This window comes from Sinorhizobium meliloti (assembly GCF_017876815.1).
GTDB lineage: Bacteria > Pseudomonadota > Alphaproteobacteria > Rhizobiales > Rhizobiaceae > Sinorhizobium > Sinorhizobium meliloti.
Genome location: NZ_JAGIOS010000001.1, coordinates 206,801 through 222,504 on the forward strand (window position 1 = coordinate 206,801; position 15,704 = coordinate 222,504).

The 15,704-nt window shown below is 62.7% G+C and carries 16 protein-coding genes and 1 pseudogene; 10 read left to right on the forward strand and 7 right to left on the reverse strand.

Going from position 1 to position 15,704, the window contains the following annotated elements; translation table 11 throughout:
• Positions 1–145 precede the first annotated feature (145 nt).
• Positions 146–2,478: pseudogene (locus tag JOH52_RS01010) on the forward strand (glucose/quinate/shikimate family membrane-bound PQQ-dependent dehydrogenase).
• Between the two features lie 49 nt (positions 2,479–2,527).
• On the opposite strand, the gene bla reads toward JOH52_RS01010, so the two are convergent.
• A complete protein-coding gene (bla, locus tag JOH52_RS01015; protein ID WP_010968965.1) occupies positions 2,528–3,418 on the reverse strand; it encodes a class A beta-lactamase in 891 nt (296 codons plus the stop codon).
• 286 nt (positions 3,419–3,704) lie between these two features.
• Between bla and JOH52_RS01020 the strand changes: the two genes are divergently transcribed.
• Positions 3,705–4,118, forward strand: coding sequence for a MerR family transcriptional regulator (locus JOH52_RS01020; RefSeq protein WP_003537590.1), 414 nt, complete (start codon positions 3,705–3,707; stop codon positions 4,116–4,118).
• A 189-nt stretch (positions 4,119–4,307) separates the two neighbouring features.
• Entirely contained in the window at positions 4,308–4,811 is a 504-nt protein-coding gene (locus JOH52_RS01025) for a GNAT family N-acetyltransferase (RefSeq protein ID WP_003537587.1), read from the forward strand.
• Between the two features lie 20 nt (positions 4,812–4,831).
• On the opposite strand, the gene JOH52_RS01030 is transcribed toward JOH52_RS01025, so the two are convergent.
• From JOH52_RS01030 to JOH52_RS01040, 3 genes are all read right to left on the reverse strand, one after another.
• On the reverse strand, positions 4,832–5,746 hold the full coding sequence (locus JOH52_RS01030; protein ID WP_010968962.1) for a c-type cytochrome: 915 nt from the start codon (positions 5,744–5,746) through the stop codon (positions 4,832–4,834).
• Positions 5,747–5,867: 121 nt separating this feature from the next.
• Complete coding sequence (locus tag JOH52_RS01035) at positions 5,868–6,314, reverse strand: c-type cytochrome (protein WP_107010468.1); 447 nt, start codon at positions 6,312–6,314, stop codon at positions 5,868–5,870.
• A gap of 207 nt (positions 6,315–6,521) precedes the next feature.
• Positions 6,522–7,160: a LysE family translocator gene (locus tag JOH52_RS01040; protein ID WP_010968961.1), complete on the reverse strand. Its 639-nt coding sequence runs from the start codon at positions 7,158–7,160 to the stop codon at positions 6,522–6,524.
• 127 nt (positions 7,161–7,287) lie between these two features.
• On the opposite strand from JOH52_RS01040, the gene JOH52_RS01045 reads away from it, so the two are divergent.
• Positions 7,288–8,001: a helix-turn-helix transcriptional regulator gene (locus JOH52_RS01045; RefSeq protein WP_003537240.1), complete on the forward strand. Its 714-nt coding sequence runs from the start codon at positions 7,288–7,290 to the stop codon at positions 7,999–8,001.
• Between the two features lie 65 nt (positions 8,002–8,066).
• Here the strand turns inward: JOH52_RS01045 and JOH52_RS01050 are convergent, their stop codons facing one another.
• Positions 8,067–8,669 (reverse strand): superoxide dismutase, encoded by a 603-nt coding sequence (locus JOH52_RS01050; RefSeq protein WP_003537242.1) that lies wholly within the window; start codon positions 8,667–8,669, stop codon positions 8,067–8,069.
• Positions 8,670–8,901: 232 nt separating this feature from the next.
• Here JOH52_RS01050 and JOH52_RS01055 point away from each other — a divergent pair, with 232 nt between their 5' ends.
• Entirely contained in the window at positions 8,902–9,312 is a 411-nt protein-coding gene (locus JOH52_RS01055; RefSeq protein WP_003537244.1) for a VOC family protein, read from the forward strand.
• A 147-nt stretch (positions 9,313–9,459) separates the two neighbouring features.
• On the opposite strand, the gene JOH52_RS01060 is transcribed toward JOH52_RS01055, so the two are convergent.
• Positions 9,460–10,341 (reverse strand): branched-chain amino acid aminotransferase, encoded by an 882-nt coding sequence (locus JOH52_RS01060; RefSeq protein ID WP_003537246.1) that lies wholly within the window; start codon positions 10,339–10,341, stop codon positions 9,460–9,462.
• Positions 10,342–10,496: 155 nt separating this feature from the next.
• Here JOH52_RS01060 and JOH52_RS01065 point away from each other — a divergent pair, with 155 nt between their 5' ends.
• The 5 genes from JOH52_RS01065 to JOH52_RS01085 all read left to right on the forward strand — a co-directional run bounded on the left by JOH52_RS01065 (position 10,497) and on the right by JOH52_RS01085 (position 15,072).
• Positions 10,497–11,537: a zinc-dependent alcohol dehydrogenase family protein gene (locus JOH52_RS01065; protein WP_010968959.1), complete on the forward strand. Its 1,041-nt coding sequence runs from the start codon at positions 10,497–10,499 to the stop codon at positions 11,535–11,537.
• Positions 11,538–11,605: 68 nt separating this feature from the next.
• Positions 11,606–12,157, forward strand: a complete 552-nt coding sequence (locus JOH52_RS01070) for a phosphatase (protein ID WP_010968958.1) — start codon at positions 11,606–11,608, stop codon at positions 12,155–12,157.
• A 180-nt stretch (positions 12,158–12,337) separates the two neighbouring features.
• The gene (locus JOH52_RS01075; RefSeq protein WP_003537251.1) at positions 12,338–13,000 is read left to right on the forward strand and encodes a haloacid dehalogenase type II; all 663 of its coding nucleotides are present in this window, start codon (positions 12,338–12,340) and stop codon (positions 12,998–13,000) included.
• A gap of 13 nt (positions 13,001–13,013) precedes the next feature.
• Positions 13,014–13,787 carry a trans-aconitate 2-methyltransferase gene (tam, locus tag JOH52_RS01080; protein ID WP_003537253.1) on the forward strand — a complete coding sequence of 258 codons (774 nt, stop codon included), beginning with the start codon at positions 13,014–13,016 and terminating at the stop codon, positions 13,785–13,787.
• Positions 13,788–14,244: 457 nt separating this feature from the next.
• Positions 14,245–15,072 carry an aldo/keto reductase gene (locus JOH52_RS01085; protein WP_010968957.1) on the forward strand — a complete coding sequence of 276 codons (828 nt, stop codon included), beginning with the start codon at positions 14,245–14,247 and terminating at the stop codon, positions 15,070–15,072.
• A 63-nt stretch (positions 15,073–15,135) separates the two neighbouring features.
• Here JOH52_RS01085 and JOH52_RS01090 read toward each other — a convergent pair whose 3' ends face one another.
• A complete protein-coding gene (locus JOH52_RS01090; RefSeq protein ID WP_003536701.1) occupies positions 15,136–15,531 on the reverse strand; it encodes a hypothetical protein in 396 nt (131 codons plus the stop codon).
• Positions 15,532–15,704: the final 173 nt, after the last annotated feature.

Consider the following 15,704-nt stretch of genomic DNA (forward strand, 5'->3'; position numbering starts at 1 on the left):
CCCGCCCCACGGGGAGAGGGTCAGGGTGAGGGGCTCTTCACCGGATTGCGGCTATTGAAAGGCACGCGTTTTGCGTTAGTTTTCACAAAACCGTCCACGACGAGTCGTGCCGACGGCACGTTCTCAACCTCGGGAGCTCGAATTGATGGTCATCGTCCTGACCGCCGTCGTCTTCGCCGTGATCGGCCTCGCCCTCGGTGGGGGCGGCACGCGGCTCCTGCTGCTCGGCGGCAGCCCGTATTATCTCATCGCCGGCTTGGGCTTTCTGCTCACCGCGTTTTTGCTCTTTCGCCGCCGCGCCGCCGCGCTTTGGGTCTATGCGCTGGTCGTTCTCGGGTCGCTCGCATGGGCGATCTGGGAGGTGGGCTTCGATTGGTGGCAACTCGGGCCTCGGGGCGGCGTGATCATCCTGCTCGGGCTGTGGCTGCTAACCCCATGGATCCGGCGACCCCTCGGCTTCGTCAGCCCACCGGCGAGCAATATGGGGCAAGCGCCTGGCCGCTTGCACTGGTGAGCCTCCTCTCGGTCGGTGTCGCCCTCTATTCGATGACGCAGGACCCCCATGACATTCGCGGCGATCTGCCCGGCGAAGTCGCGGCGAACGCGAACCTCGGGGGCAACGTACCGCCGGGCGAATGGCACCAATATGGTCGCACGCCCTTCGGTCAACGTTACTCCCCGCTCGACCAGATCCGTCCGGAAAACGTCGCCAACCTGCAGGTGGCGTGGCAATACCAGACCGGAGACGTGAAGCTGCCCGAAGACGTCAGCGAAACCACTTATCAGGTGACGCCGCTGAAGGTGAAGGACACGCTCTATGTCTGCACGCCGCACAACTGGGCGATCGCGCTCGACGCAGCCACCGGTCAGGAGAAGTGGAAATACGATTCCAATTCCGGCATGAACCCGGATCGCCAGCATCAGACCTGCCGCGGCGTCACCTATTGGGCCGATCCGGCCGCAGCGCCCGGCAGCCCCTGCGCCGAGCGCGTCTATCTGCCGACATCGGACGCCCGCCTGATCGCGCTCGACGCGACGAATGGCGAGGTCTGCACCAGCTTCGCCGACAACGGCGTCCTGCATCTCGAACAGGGCATGAAGCACAACCCCGCCGGCTACTACTATTCGACCTCGCCGCCCGTCGCCGTCGGCGACAGGCTCATCATCGGCGGGGCGGTCAACGACAACTATTCCACCACGGAACAGTCCGGCGTGATCCGCGCTTTCAACATCAACACCGGCGCACTCATCTGGAATTGGGACAGCGGGAATCCGGACGTAACGGCGCCCCTCCCTCCGGGTCAAACCTACACCACCAATTCGCCAAACAGCTGGTCCGTCTTCAGCTATGACGAAGGGCTCGGCCTCGTCTACATCCCCATGGGCAACCAGGTGCCCGACCAGCTCGGCATGGGCCGCAGCGAGCATGTGGAGAAATACTCCTCCTCCATCGTCGCCCTGGACATCAATACGGGCGCGGTACGCTGGGTACGGCAGACGGTGCATCACGATCTCTGGGATATGGACGTACCCGCCCAACCTGCCCTTCTCGACATCACGAGAGAGGACGGAACCGTCGTGCCGGCACTCGTCGGGCCTACCAAGCAGGGCGACATCTATGTGCTCGACCGGCGAAGCGGGGAGCCGATCATCCCGATCGAGGAAGTACCCGCTCCCGGCGGTGCGATCCCCGAGGATTTCACGGCCCCCACCCAGCCCGTCTCAGGTCTCACCTTCATGCCCCCGCCGCTCATGGAGCGCGACATGTGGGGGATCAGCATGTTCGACCAGCTTGCATGCCGCATCGAATTCAGAACGCTGAAATACGAGGGACGCTACACGCCGCCTTCCCTCGAGGGGACGATCGTCTATCCCGGCAATTTCGGGACTTTCAACTGGGGCTCCGTCGCCGTGGATCCGGAGCGCCAGGTGATGTTCGGGATGCCGACCTATCTCGCCTTCACCTCGCGGCTCGTTCCGCGCGACCAGATCGCCCCGAAGGGCGAAGGCGAAAAGGGTAGCGAACAGGGCCTCAACCGCAATGAAGGCGCACCTTACGGGGTCTTTATGGGTCCGTTCCTCGGCCCGCTCGGGATTCCCTGCCAGGCACCGCCATGGGGTTATGTCGCAGGCGCCGATCTCAGAACGGGCAAGATCGCCTACAAGCACAAGAACGGCACGGTCTACGACATGACGCCGCTGCCGCTGCCCTTCAAGCTGGGCGTTCCGGGCATCGGCGGACCCATGATAACCAAGGGCGGGCTCGCTTTCCTGGGTGCCGCGGTCGACGATTACTTCCGGGCTTACGACCTGACCACGGGCGAACAGCTCTGGGAAGCGCGGCTTCCGGCCGGCGGCCAGTCGACGCCGATGACCTATACGGTCGGCGAGAAGCAGTATGTCCTGATCGTCGCGGGCGGACACGGTTCGGTCGGCACCAAGCCGGGCGACTATGTCATCGCCTATACGCTGCCCTGACGCACGAACCGGAATGACGGGCGCGCTCGCATGAGCGCGCCCGCAGCCTTCAGGCCATGTCGGCGACGATTCTGCCGATATCCGCGAAGACCGGGTTCAGGTCGTCGAGCGGCGCCTTGGCCTCGCCGGTATAGACGCAGATCAGGATCGGGCCACGGCCCTCGGGCCAGGCGACGGCGATGTCTGAAACCGCACCGGTCATACTCGTTCCCGTCTTGTCTCCGATCCGCCAGTCCTGGGGCAGGCCCGCCCGCAGCCGCGCATCACCGGTCTTGTTCGCGACCAGCCAATCGATGAGCCGCTTGCGTCCTTCTTGCGAAAGGACTAGTCCCAGGACCAGTTTTCCGAGCGTGTCGAGCATGGCGCCCGGTGTCGTGGTGTCGCGCGGATCGCCCTTCCTGGCTTCGTTCAGGTCGGGCTCCGTCCGGTCGAGGCGCGTGGTCTCGTCGCCGATCGAGCGCAGCCACGACGTTAGGCCCTGGGGGCCCCCGAAGCTTTCGAGCAGCAGGTTGCCGGCGGCATTGTCGCTGATGGTGATCGCCGCCTCGCAGAGTTCCGCGACCGTCATGCCGTTGCCGCCCACATGCTTTTCCGTCACCGGCGAGTGAGGCAGCAGGACCTCCTTGCCGAAGGTGATCCGCCGGTCGAGCTTTTCCTTCCCGCGATCGACGCGGGCAAGCGCGCAAGCCGCCGCAAGCGCCTTGAAGGTCGAACACATGGCGAAACGCTCGGTCTCCCGGTGCCCGAACGAGATGTTGGTCTCGGTGTCGAGCACGGCGACGCCGAGGCGTCCGCCGGTACGCTCTTCAAGCTGGCGAAGCCGCTCGGTCACGTCATCCTCCGCCGCACCGGACGCAAGCGCGGGCGTTCCCAGGACGAATGCCGGATAGAGCATGGCCGACGCGGCCAGCATTGCTCGGCGGGTTATGTGCAAAGGCATGTCTTCCTCCGTCTGTGCGGCTCAAGCGCCGAGACATAGCTAAATTATTGATTTTGAATATTATTCCTATCGATTCCGACGGTCGAATCGCTAAAGGGCGATTGCGGCGGGCTTGTGCCCGAAGGTGCGCTCTTCGATACGGGAACGAACCCCGGATGCCGCTTTCCAAGCTTGATCGACGGCGGATCCTGCCCATATAAAGCTCTAGAGACTAGAGTATTCGAAAAGTGCTGTGACGGTTTTCCGTCCGGAAGTGCGTAGTTTCAATGTTGGAGAAATGGGGCGCATGTATACGATCGGCGATCTTTCCCGGCGGACGGGCGTAAAAATCCCGACCATCCGCTATTACGAGCAGATGGGTCTGCTCGCGGCACCGGAGCGCTCGGAGGGCAATCAGCGCCGCTATGAAAAGCGTGAGCTCGAAACGCTCGCTTTCATCCGCCACGCACGCGACCTCGGACTTTCGATAGAGGCGATCCGGGACCTTCTGGCACTGAGCGAGCATCCGGAACGCCCCTGCGGCGAGGCGGACCGCATCGCCACCGAGCATCTTGCCTCCGTGCGGGAAAAGATCGCCCAGCTCAGAAGGCTGGAGCATGAGCTCGAGCGCATCGTCGCTTGCCATGGCGACCACACGATCGGCGATTGCTATGTGATCCGCGCGCTCGCCGACCACTCGCTGTGCGGAAACGAGCATTGAAATTCCTCGTTGACAAATTCCGGGATTTGGACAATCTACGCGCATGATCAAGAACGCGCCCATTTCCAGCGTATATTTTTGGCTGTTCCGATAGGAGCGGCCTGCTGATCATATTCAACAAGGCCGCCATCAGGCGGCTTTTGTTTTTCACGGCACCTGATGGCGGCAGAGAACCATCAGGAGCCGAGAATGCTGCAGACCGTCACCCCTACCCTTCAGCCCGTTCCGTCGGCGCGTGCGCCGATGGTGACGATCCGTTGCGCCAAGCCACGTGATCTCGCCGAATTGCGCGAGATGGTCGCCGAGCTTGCCGCCCATCACGGCGATGCCGCGACGATCACCCCCGAACAGCTCGAGCGGGATCTCTTCGGACGCACGCCCTGGATCACGGCACTGGTCGCAGAAGCCGGCGGCGCGTTGATCGGTTATGCCATTCTCGTCCCGCAATACCGGGCGGCCGAAGGTGCCCGCGGCATGGAAATGCACCACCTCTTCGTCCGCCCCGGTCACCGCGGCACCGGCATCGGGCGCCACCTCGTGGCCAAGGCTCGCGAGCAGGCGAAAATGGCGGGCTGCGACTACCTCTCGGTCAGTGCCGCCACCGGAAACTTCCAGGCGCACCGTTTCTACGAGTCCGAGCGCTTCGTGCCGCGCCCGGTAACCGGCATGCGCTACCTGCAGAAACTCGGGTAAGGGGGCCGCGGTCGCTGCGGTTACAGCGCCGGCAACGCCTTGAGGTAGGCCGCGATCGCATCGCGGTCGGAGGCCGGCAGCTCCGCCATGTTCTTCTGAACCTCGACCATCGAGCCGCCGACCGTGTCGAAATCCGGCGTGAAGCCGGTTTCGAGATAGGAGGCGATGTCGGATGCACTCCAGTCCCCGATACTTTTCGAAGACGGCGTGATGTCGGGGATTCGGCCTTCGCCTTCAGGATTGGGTGCGCCGGCGAGCCACCGGTCCTCCTCGAAACCGCCAAGCGCATCGCGCGGCGTGTGACATTCGCCGCAATGACCAGGACCCTCCACGAGGTATTGCCCGCGGGCGAGCTTGGTGTCGGCGGTATTGACCTGAGTACGCGGCTCATCGCTCAGATACAGCAGCTTCCATGCTCCGAGCGCCAGGCGGACATTATAGGGGAACGCCAGATCGTGCGGAGGTGTCGCGTTGCTGCTCTTCGGCAGCGTCTGCATGAAGCCCCAAAGGTCGTTCACGTCCTTGGCGGTCATCCGGATATAGGAGCCGTAGGGGAAGGAGGGATAGAGATGCTCGCCGTCCTTTCCGACGCCGCGCGTCATGGCGTCGCCGAACTCCGCAAGCGTCCAGTTGCCGATGCCGACGGTTTCATCGGGGGAGATGTTGGGCGGATAAAACGTGCCGAAGGGGCTCTTCAGGGTACGGCCGCCGGTAAGGACGAGCCTCTGGTCGTCCTTGGCGCCCGGAGCGGAGTGGCAGCTGACACAGCCGCCTGCCCAGAAGATCTGTTCGCCATTGGCGAGATCGGGCCCGCCGAGCCCCTCCCAATGGGCGGCGTCCCAACGATCCGGCTTGGTCAACCACCAGGCGAGACTCGCTCCCGCCACCACCAGCAGGACCAGACCAGAAAGCAGATACCTCGCACGCCGGCCCATGGGCTCCTCTTGAGATCACGAATGCGGATGACAACGGCCGGTGGGCTTTCGACCTGCTTGCGGAGAGATCGCGCCGGCGAACCGGCGCGCTTCAAAACGGGTTAGAAGAACCGTCTGATCGTCAATTCTTCTTCAGACGGTAGGTCTCGTGACAGCTGCTGCAGTCCTTTCCGAGAATGCCGAGTGCGGCGCCGACACCGGCCTGATCTGCGGGCAGTTGGGCAAGGATCTTTTCAGCGTCACCGCCGAGCTTGGCGGCCTTTTCCTTGAAGTCCTCCATGTTCTCCCAAATTTTTTGGCTCGCTTCGGTTTCCATTCCCGTTTCAGAGCCGGCCGGGAAGTGATTCGGGAAGACCTTCACCGTCTCGCTGATCGTCGCCAGAGATGCTTTGACGATCTCGGCGTCATAGGGCTTTTCACCCTTGGCGATGCCGCTGAGTTCGCCCGTCGCCTTTCCCACCTTTTTCATCAACTGCTGACGCACCGCCTGCGGCTCGTCGGCCGCCGTCACGGCGGTCACGCCCAGGCCCGCCAAGGCTGCGGCAAGCATAAGAGCTCGTATCTTCATCATGTTCTCCGGTCTGACCCGCTTCCGGGGCGTAGTGTTGAAGCGCCGGCATGATGGCATTTTGGGTTTTCTACGGAAGTAACTTTTTTTTGATGTGCTTGCCGATTCAGCACAATTCGCCGCGCACATACCTGGCCGCGCGGCGACGTCTTCAAAAGTTCAAATATATGAATATAGAACTCATCTTTCTACTTGATCGACCGCGTCTCAAGCAGCCCCGCTCCAGCCATGCCATACCGTGAAGACGGCGATGACGACGAGGAGGAGACCGGCGAGCCGGCCGATGGTGACCGTGGCACCGGGGCTGCCCACGAGGAAATCACGCCCGCGCCCGGCGGCAAGTGCAAGCCCGCCATAGACCGCAAGCTGCGTCAGCGCGATCATCACGGCCATGACGGCCGCCTGGGACCACACCGGACCGAACTGCGGCTTGAGGAACTGCGGGTAGACGGCAAGCATGAAGAGATAGGCCTTGGGATTCATAAGGCTCGTCAGTGCACCCTGGCGAAAACTCGCCCAACGCGACAGCCGTGCTCCTCCTTCGACACCGCTGATGGTGATGGAACTGCGCAGGAGCGAAAAACCGATCCAGGCGATATAGGCCGCGCCGGCAGCGAGCAGCAGGTTGAAGAGTTGGGGCACCAGATGCAGGACGACGCTGACGCCAAGGGCCGCATAGAGCGTGTGCAGCACGCCGCCTGCCACGATACCGGCCGTTGCCGAAAGCCCGGAAGCGCGCCCGCCGGTCATCGCATTCGCGAGGACGAAAACCATGTCCATGCCGGGAACGATGATGATGCCGAAGAGAAGGGTGAAAAAGAGCCAGAGGTTTTCCGCATAGGTCATGTCAGTTGCTCATCCGATTTCCGTGATATCTCAAGGGCGGATTGTTTAGTTTCAACCCGTTGGCGCGTGTTATATCTTTCTCCAACTGACAAGGTCGTGTCAGGAGTGAGCAGATAGAGGGCGCTTCATGCGCAAGGCGTCGCGTCTTTTCGAAATCATCCAGATGCTGCGGCTCGCCCGTAAACCGGTGACGGCGGCGGAAATCGCCGACGCGCTGGAGGTGACGCCCCGTTCGATCTACCGGGACATCGCCGCCCTGCAGGCGATGCGCGTGCCGATCGAGGGCGAGCGTGGCATCGGCTATATCCTGAGGCCCGGCTTTGACCTGCCGCCGCTGATGTTCTCGATCGAGGAGACGGAGGCGATCGTGCTTGCGCTTGCGCTTCTTGCACGCACCGGCGACGAGGAACTGAAGGCGGCGGCACGGCGCGTCAATCAGAAGATCACAGGCGCCGTGCCGGAACCGCTGCGCAAGGTCTTCCAGTCACAGGCGCTGCACGCCTGGGGCACGATCGCCTCGCCGCCGCCGGCGGCCGACTTGGCCATGATCCGGCGGGCGATCCGTGACGAGCAGAAGCTGGTGCTGGACTATCGCGACGAGCTTGGGCGCGCGACCGAGCGCACGGTACTCCCGCTTGCGCTGATCTATTATTCCGAACACGCGATGATGGTCGCGTGGTGCGAATTGCGGCAGGATATCCGCAATTTCCGCGCCGACCGCGTTGAACACTGCGAACCTGCCGACGCCTATTTCCGCGGCGAAGGCAACCGGCTGAGGCAGATGTGGATTGCGGGATGGCAGACAAATGCGGTTCGGCCGCTCGAGGCGGCGGACGGGTAAGCCGGAGCCCCAACGAAAAGGCCCGGCGCAAGCGCCGGGCCGATTTCCGCTGGTAGAAGCAGCGCTTACTTTGCAGCCGCTTCGTACAGCTCGAGGACGTAATCCCAGTTGATGAGATTGTCGACGAAGGCTTCCAGGTATTTCGGACGCGCGTTGCGATAGTCGATGTAATAGGAATGCTCCCACACATCGACGCCGAGGATCGGGGTTGCGCCGTGGACGAGCGGGTTCTCGCCGTTCGGGGTCTTGGAGATTTCCAGCTTGCCGTTCTTCACGGAAAGCCAGGCCCAGCCCGAGCCGAACTGACCTGCGCCGGCAGCAATGAAATCGGCGCGGAACTTGTCGTAGCCGCCGAGGTCCGATTTGATCGCCGCGTCGAGCTTGCCGGGCAGGCTGGTGCCGCCGCCGCCCTTCTTCATCCACTTCCAGAAGTGAACGTGGTTGTAGTGCTGGCCGGCATTGTTGAACAACGGCTGATTGGTGCCGTAGGACTTCTTGACGATATCTTCCAGCGAAAGATCGGAAAGACCGGCTTCCTCGGCGAGCTTGTTGCCGTTCGTCACGTAAGCGAGGTGGTGCTTGTCGTGATGGTATTCGAGCGTTTCGCGCGACATGTAGGGCGCAAGCGCATCGTAGTCATAGGGAAGGTTCGGCAATTCGAAAGCCATTGTGGCATCTCCTCTTGGCATGGATTTCGTCGGGGAAATCTGTCAGCGGAACATAGGCACCGCCTCGCAGGGAGGCAACCGATGCAGCGCCAAAATTTCGCTAACCCACGCAAAATACTTTCATTGCTTTCGTGACTTCCGCCTGCGCGCGCAAGCGTCTCGACGCGCCGCCTTGCGGTCCTATCTTACGTTATCGAGAGCATGATGCCCAACCGTGCCACAGGAGAAAACGATGGAATTCCACCAGGGACGGCTCATCGATCACGTGCATCTTCGCGTCGCGGACCTTAGGGCGAGCAAGCGGTTCTATCAGGCGGTGCTCGGCGCGCTTGGCCACCAGCCGACCTACGAGACCGACGAGTTCTTTGCGTTCGACGAGTTCTTCGTCGACGCGGCAGAGGATTACCGCACCCGCGTCCACCTCGCCTTCCAGGCCTCAGGCCCCGATGCGGTGCAGCGGTTCTACGACGCCGGACTGGCCAATGGCGGCACCGACAATGGACCGCCCGGAGAGCGAAGCTACCATCCGGGCTATTATGCCGCGTTTCTCCTCGACCCGGACGGCAACAATGTCGAAGCCGTCCATCACGGACCGAACACGCGCTCGTCCGCCGATGTGGTCGTCCGTCCGCTTGAACCGTAACCTTCGAAGAGCGGTTGGCTAGAGCGGGATGAGGAAAAGTGTGTGCGGTTTTCCGCCCGCATCCCGCTCTAACCTATTGGAATCGATCACGTTCATGTTTATAGGTCGACCCGACCTATAAACATCGTGATCTAGCCTGGGAGCAGATCACTCCCTTTCGGTCGCGTGCGCCCAGTCCATATAGAGATCGCGCGCCTTCGCCGTGACCGGACCGGCCTGCAATTCGCGCTGCTCGAGGCGGGTGACGGGCAGCACCTTGGAATAATTACCCGAGGTGAAGATTTCGTCGGCCCCCTCGAAATCGGCCATGGTCAAGCTGGTTTCGATCACTTCGAAGCCTGCCTCGCTGAGAAGCCCCATCACGCGCGAGCGGGTGATGCCGGCGAGGAAGGTCCTGTTGGCGGCCGGCGTGAAGACGACGCCGTCCTTCACCATGAAGATATTCGAGGAGCCGGTCTCCGCGATGTTGCCGAGCATGTCGCGCACCAGTGCATTGTCGAAACCGCGCGAACGTGCCTCGTTGAGGATGCGGGCGTTGTTGGGATAGAGGCAGCCGGCCTTGGCATCGGTCGGCATGCATTCCAGCGTCGGTCGGCGGAAGGGAGAGAGCGTCAGCGACGAGCCGGCATGGCCGTTGCCCATCGGCGCCTCGAAAAGGCAAAGCGCGAAGCGTGTCGATTCAGGATCCACCGCAACGACGCTCCAGGATCCGTGCTCGCCCCAATACATGGGCTTCACATAGATCGCCGTCTTGCCGTCGAACTTCTTCACGCCTTCCCAGGCCAATCCCTCGATCTCCTCGGCCGACATCGTCGGCTTGAGACCCAGAGCCTCGGCGGAGCGGTTGACGCGCTGGCAATGGAGGTCGAGATCCGGCGCGATGCCGTCGAACCAGCGGGCGCCGTCGAATACGGTCGAACCGAGCCACATCGCATGGGATGTCGGGCCGATCAGCGGCGGGTTGCCGGCAAGCCACTCGCCGTCGACAAAGGTCCAGGTGGTGGATCGTGGGGATGTATCGACGGCCATCGGTGCCTCCTTCTTTTCTTCACGCACTTCCGCTCTATCCGGAAAAAGCAGCATGAGGGTGAATGGGTACATCAAAAAATGTCATGGCGTCCATTCTGTCGCCCTCCCGAGCGACGTGTCAGAATGATGAAAACGCCCAAAGGGAGAGATCGCCGATGAAAGCGATGTACTACGATGCCTTCGAGAAGATGCCGGAGATCCGGACGCTTCCCGATCCGGCGCCGACCGAGAACGGGGTCGTCATCAAGATCGAGGCGACCGGCCTTTGCCGCAGCGACTGGCACGGCTGGATGGGGCACGACCCGGACATTCGTCTTCCGCATGTGCCGGGCCACGAACTGGCGGGCACGATCGCGGCCACCGGGCGCGGGGTCCTCCGCTACAGGATCGGCGACCGGGTGACGGTACCCTTCGTTTCCGGTTGCGGCCGCTGCTTCGAATGCAGCTCCGGCAATAGCCAGGTCTGCGAAGCGCAGTTTCAACCGGGTTTCACCCACTGGGGCTCGTTCGCGGAATATGTGGCGATCGATTTTGCCGAGCAGAACCTCGTGCATCTGCCCGAGACCATGGATTTCGCAACGGCGGCGAGCCTCGGCTGCCGCTTCGCAACCTCTTTCCGTGCGGTCGTCGACCAGGCCCGCGTCAAGGGCGGTGAGTGGGTGGCAGTGCACGGCTGCGGCGGTGTTGGCCTCTCGGCAATCATGATCGCCGCCGCACTCGGAGCCAATCCAATCGCCATCGACATCTCGGAGGAGAAGCTCGCCTTCGCCCGGACGCTCGGGGCGGTCGCCACCATCAACGGCCGCGAGACGGAGGACGTCGCGGGAGCTGTCAGGGAACTCACCCGAGGTGGCGCCCACGTCTCGCTCGATGCGCTCGGCTCACCCGTTACCTGCTTCAACTCGATCAAAAATCTGCGCCGCCGCGGCCGGCACGTCCAGGTCGGACTTATGCTGGCGGAGCAAGCGACGCCGCAGATCCCGATGGCGCAGGTGATCGGCCATGAGCTCGAGATCTATGGAAGCCACGGAATGCAGGCCTGGCGTTACGATGCCATGCTGGCGATGATCACCGCCGGGAAGCTGAACCCGAAGGCGTTGATCGGCCGTGAGATATCGCTCGAAGAGGCGGCGCCGGCACTGGCTGCGATGGACCGGGCGACGGACCTCGGCATCAGTGTCATCACGCGGTTCTGACCCGGATTCCGGTCGCGGGCCGGCGCTGCTATTCTGCCGGCAACCCGAGACGAATCAGGAGGCACGTCATGGCTCTTGCGGTTCAGGCTATCGAGAACGCCTACTATCGGCCCGTTCTCGGCACGAATCCGGCGCATCCGAACGATTGGCCGGTGCGCCTCATCGTGAGCTCGCAAACCGAGGCGCGGCACAATCGCGCGCTATGGGCGCCGACGCATCTCGTCTCGATCCGAGCGCCCGCGACGCGTCTGCTTTCGATGATCGACCTGCCGCCGGAGCGGCACCTGGAACTCCGCTTCGGCGACACCATCGACCCGGATGCCCCGGATGCTGCGCGTCCGGCGGCGATCGAGGCGACGTTCGCCTTCATCGACAGCCTGCCCGAAGAGGCACATTTGCTGATCCACTGCCTCAGGGGCATCGGGCGCTCGACGGCGCTGACCCTCGGCGTTCTGGCGCGCTATATGGGACCGGAGGAGGCTGCGGCAGCGCTTCACGCGCTGCGCCCGGAGGCGAAGCCGAACCGGCACGTGCTCGGCCTTTTCGACGCGGCTCTCGGGCTCAAGGGCAAACTTGCGAAACAGGCGCTGCGTTTCCCGGCAAAGGTTTGGAAAGATTGAACGAAGGCGGGCGACGAAGACATTGTGCGGCGCACAAAGTTTTGACATGATGCACGCAAAAGAATGCTGAGGCACAGCGTCTCCGACGCAATGCCACAAGCCCCTGCCCGGCGGCCACGCGCGCGATATGGTGAAAACCTCCGGCGCACCGCCCGGACGGTGGATAGACGGGAGAACTCGATGTCTTACGCGGCCTATGTCTTCGACGCCTATGGCACGCTTTTCGACGTGCATGCGGCCGTACGCCGGCACGCCGAGGCGATCGGGCCGGACGGCCAGGCCTTTTCGGAACTCTGGCGCGCCAAGCAGCTCGAATATTCCTGGGTGCGCTCGCTGATGGGCGCCTATGTCGACTTCTGGGAATTGACCGAGCAATCGCTCGACTACGCCTTTCAGCGCTTCCCCTCCGCCGATCCCAAGCTCAAAAAGCCTCTTCTCGATGCCTATTGGGCGCTCGACTGTTATCCGGAAGTTCCCGCTGTCCTCAAGGGATTGAAGGAACTCGGCGCCCGTATCGCCATTCTTTCCAACGGTTCGCCGGCCATGTTGGCCTCGGCCGTCAAGAACGCCGCCCTCGATATCATCATCGACGACGTTTTCTCGGTGGATGCCGTCAAGGCGTTCAAGACGGCACCGGCTGTCTACGATCTGGTGACGACGAGCTACCGGCTCTACCCGCAGGCGGTCTCGTTCCAGTCCTCGAACCGGTGGGATATCGCCGGCGCCACGAAATTCGGTTTTCGCACGGTCTGGATCAACAGAGCCGACGGGCCGGATGAATACAAGGACCATGGTCCTTCGCTGATCCTCCCCTCGCTCGAAAGCTTGCAGTTCGGCATATGAAGGAGCCACGCCCATGTCCTGGTCGGCAGCGCAATATGCCAAGTTCGAGGACGAGCGGACGCGTCCGGCGCGCGACTTGCTGGCGCAGGTACCCGATCTGCCCGCTGGCCCCGCCTTCGACCTCGGCTGCGGCCCGGGAAATTCGACCGAGTTGATCCTCGCACGATTTCCGGGCAGCCCGCTTACCGGCATCGACAGCGACGATGACATGCTTTCGGCCGCGCGCACCCGCTTGCCGGACCTGCGCTTCGAAAGAGGCGACCTCGCTGCCTGGACGCCGCCGGCGGAAAGCGCGCTCTTCTTCGCCAATGCGGTCTTCCAGTGGCTGCCGGAGCACGTCACGCTTTTCGAGCGGCTCATCCTGGCGCTTGCGCCCGGCGGAACGCTCGCGGTGCAGATGCCCGACAATCTCGATGAACCGACGCATCTTCTGATGGAGGAAACGGCAGAGGAGTCCGCCTTCGCCCCGGCCTTCGCCGGCCGCACCATTCGGCGCAGGTCCCTGCCTTCACCGGCGACCTATGTCGAAAGGCTCGCCTCGAAGGAGGTCCGGGTCGATGTCTGGCACACCGTTTACTATCACCAGCTCGCGAATGCGAACGCGATTGTCGAATGGGTGAAGGGCACGGGATTACGCCCCTATCTCGACGCGCTGCCCACCACCCAACGCGCCGGCTACCTTGCCGCCTATGCCGAAAAGATCAGGAAGGCCTATCCGGCGATGAAAAATGGGCGCGTGCTCCTGCGTTTCCCTCGGCTTTTCATCGTGGCGACAAGAAATCTCTAGAGCGAGGAAAAGTGTGTGCGGTTTTCCCTATTGGAATCGATCACGTTCATGTTTTTAGGTCGACCCGACCTAAAAACATCGTGATCTAAGGCCTGTTGAGATTTGGATTTCCTGCCGCGGCTTGTTTGATCTCCTCATCCCTGTGCTCGTCACAGGGATCCAGCCAGACCAAGTCCTTGGGCTGAAAGACCTCTTCCCGCGCCGCCGACGCGGCGCCGCTGGATCTCTGTGACAAGCACAGGGCGAGAGAAGCGCCATCATCCATCTCGCAGCAACCGTCTTAGACTCCAGATGAATCTCAACAGGCCTTAGAGCGGGATGAGGAAAACTGCGCGCGGTTTTCCGCCGGACAGGCGCGGCCGTGTTTTCCGGACAAGCTTGAAGGCGCGCCTTGCGCGGACAAGTATAGGAGATCGCGCCTCGGCCCCGCCGGGCGCTCGCAGCGAAGGAGTTCTCAATGCATGCAGTCAGTTCCAACGGCGCCAATATTCCCGCGCTCGGCTTCGGCACATTCCGTATGTCCGGAGCGGAGGTGCTTCGCATCCTGCCGCAGGCCCTGAAGCTCGGTTTCCGCCACGTCGACACCGCACAGATCTACGGCAACGAGGCGGAAGTCGGCGAGGCCATCCAAAAGTCCGGCATTCCACGGGCGGACGTCTTCCTGACCACGAAGGTCTGGGTCGACAACTATCGCCACGACGCCTTCATCGCCTCGGTCGATGAGAGCCTGAGAAAGCTGAGGACCGACCATGTCGATCTGCTGCTTCTGCACTGGCCGGGGAGCGACGTGCCGATGGCCGAACGGATCGGCGCGCTGAACGAGGTGCGGAATGCCGGCAAGGTACGCCATATCGGCATCAGCAATTTCAACACCACGCAAATGGAAGAGGCGGCGCGTCTCAGCGATGCGCCGATCGCCACGAATCAAGTCGAGTATCACCCCTATCTCGACCAGACCAAGGTCCTCCAGACGGCGCGGCGGCTCGGAATGTCGCTCACGTCCTACTATGCCATGGCCAACGGCAAAGTGCCTGCCGACCCGCTACTCACGGAAATCGGCGGCCGCCACGGCAAGACGGCGGCGCAAGTGGCGCTGCGCTGGCTCGTGCAACAGCAGGACGTGATCGTGCTTTCGAAGACGGCGACGGAGGCGCGGCTCAAGGAGAATTTCGCGATATTCGACTTCGCGCTGACGCGGGAGGAGATGGCGGCAGTCCGCGAGCTTGCCCGCCCGAACGGGCGGATCGTCAATCCGCAGGGTCTTGCTCCCGAATGGGATGCGTGAGGGGAAGGCATTCCGGCCGCCCCTCTGGCCGGCAGGCCAGAGGGGGCATTGATCGCGGTGCCATCAAACGAACTGGCTGAGGCCCGGAACGGAGGCGACCACCTCGTCGACGACTTCGTCGCCCGCCTTCTCCTTGGCAAATGCGATCGTCTCTTTGGCGAGCGCCGTGATCTCTCCCATGCCGAGACCCTGGCTCATCAATTGCTGCCCGAGCGCCATGACGCCGCCGCCGCCGCCGATCGCGGACATCAGCCCGCCAAGAAGGCCGCCACCATTGCTGCCCTCGCCATTGTACTGGGCGACCAGTTCGGGCGCACCGGGGATCGCCTCGATCATCTGGGCGACCGGGCCTTCGGCGGCCTCACGCTGCAGGAAGCCGAGGATCATCCCGACTGCCTTTTCCGCCGTTGCGGTCTCGATTCCGACATTTTCCGCCACGCGCGTGACCAGTTCACTCATGGAAATCTCCTCAATCGAATTTTGACGTTAACGTCAAGGTAAATGAACGATGCCGGGATGACAAGGGCATCGAAACGAACCCCGAATACCATATCCGCCACCTCCGCAGCATCGTTTCACGGAGCTCGCCAGATGGCAAACCGGCCTTGTTCCCGTCCGCAATCATGTTGCCG

Coding starts and splice junctions, on each gene's coding strand:
- bla (WP_010968965.1), bottom strand. CDS start 3,418: ATGCCTTTGCACATAACCCGCCGAGCAATGCTGGCCGCGTCGGCCATG.
- JOH52_RS01020 (WP_003537590.1), top strand. CDS start 3,705: ATGTATACGATCGGCGATCTTTCCCGGCGGACGGGCGTAAAAATCCCG.
- JOH52_RS01025 (WP_003537587.1), top strand. CDS start 4,308: ATGCTGCAGACCGTCACCCCTACCCTTCAGCCCGTTCCGTCGGCGCGT.
- JOH52_RS01030 (WP_010968962.1), bottom strand. CDS start 5,746: ATGGGCCGGCGTGCGAGGTATCTGCTTTCTGGTCTGGTCCTGCTGGTG.
- JOH52_RS01035 (WP_107010468.1), bottom strand. CDS start 6,314: ATGAAGATACGAGCTCTTATGCTTGCCGCAGCCTTGGCGGGCCTGGGC.
- JOH52_RS01040 (WP_010968961.1), bottom strand. CDS start 7,160: ATGACCTATGCGGAAAACCTCTGGCTCTTTTTCACCCTTCTCTTCGGC.
- JOH52_RS01045 (WP_003537240.1), top strand. CDS start 7,288: ATGCGCAAGGCGTCGCGTCTTTTCGAAATCATCCAGATGCTGCGGCTC.
- JOH52_RS01050 (WP_003537242.1), bottom strand. CDS start 8,669: ATGGCTTTCGAATTGCCGAACCTTCCCTATGACTACGATGCGCTTGCG.
- JOH52_RS01055 (WP_003537244.1), top strand. CDS start 8,902: ATGGAATTCCACCAGGGACGGCTCATCGATCACGTGCATCTTCGCGTC.
- JOH52_RS01060 (WP_003537246.1), bottom strand. CDS start 10,341: ATGGCCGTCGATACATCCCCACGATCCACCACCTGGACCTTTGTCGAC.
- JOH52_RS01065 (WP_010968959.1), top strand. CDS start 10,497: ATGAAAGCGATGTACTACGATGCCTTCGAGAAGATGCCGGAGATCCGG.
- JOH52_RS01070 (WP_010968958.1), top strand. CDS start 11,606: ATGGCTCTTGCGGTTCAGGCTATCGAGAACGCCTACTATCGGCCCGTT.
- JOH52_RS01075 (WP_003537251.1), top strand. CDS start 12,338: ATGTCTTACGCGGCCTATGTCTTCGACGCCTATGGCACGCTTTTCGAC.
- tam (WP_003537253.1), top strand. CDS start 13,014: ATGTCCTGGTCGGCAGCGCAATATGCCAAGTTCGAGGACGAGCGGACG.
- JOH52_RS01085 (WP_010968957.1), top strand. CDS start 14,245: ATGCATGCAGTCAGTTCCAACGGCGCCAATATTCCCGCGCTCGGCTTC.
- JOH52_RS01090 (WP_003536701.1), bottom strand. CDS start 15,531: ATGAGTGAACTGGTCACGCGCGTGGCGGAAAATGTCGGAATCGAGACC.